2 protein-coding genes are annotated in these 564 nt (G+C 60.3%); both read left to right on the forward strand.

Annotation, left to right across the window (positions count from 1 at the left end; genetic code table 11):
• The coding region (locus MD273_RS19325) for a large ribosomal subunit protein uL22 (RefSeq protein WP_285229185.1) at nucleotides 1-124 on the forward strand (124 nt) is incomplete at its 5' end.
• Nucleotides 124-564 (forward strand): 30S ribosomal protein S3 (gene rpsC / locus MD273_RS19330; protein ID WP_239039285.1); only part of this gene is annotated, 441 nt, incomplete at its 3' end. The genes MD273_RS19325 and rpsC, both read left to right, overlap by 1 nt.

The following is a 564-nucleotide window of genomic DNA, read 5'->3' on the forward strand; positions in this document are numbered from 1 at the left end:
CGCCAACGAAGGTCCAACCATGAAGCGCTTCCAGCCACGTGCTCAGGGACGCGCATTCCAGATCCGTAAGCGCAGCAGCCACATCACCGTGGTCGTTGAGAGCCAGAAGGAAGGAGCCAACTAGTGGGCCAGAAGATCCATCCACACGGCCTCCGTTTGGGCATCACTTCCGACTGGAAGTCCCATTGGTACGCCGACAAGTCTTACGCTGACTACGTCGCAGAAGACATCAAGATTCGCGAATTCCTGTCCAAGGGCCTCGACCGTGCCGGCATCGCCGACGTCGTCATCGAGCGCACCCGCGACCGCGTTCGCGTAGACATCCACACCGCTCGCCCAGGCATCGTCATTGGTCGTCGTGGCGCTGAGGCTGACCGCATCCGCCGTGAGCTCGAGAAGCTCACCGGCAAGCAGGTTGCCCTCAACATCCTCGAGGTCAAGAACGTCGATGCTAACGCTAAGCTGGTGGCACAGTCCATCGCTGAGCAGCTGACCAACCGCGTGGCATTCCGTCGCGCAATGCGCAAGGCTATCCAGTCTGCAATGCGTCAGCCACAGGTTAAG

Source organism: Marinobacter sp. C7 (genome assembly GCF_022343555.1).
In the GTDB taxonomy this organism is placed as follows: Bacteria; Pseudomonadota; Gammaproteobacteria; order Pseudomonadales; family Oleiphilaceae; genus Marinobacter.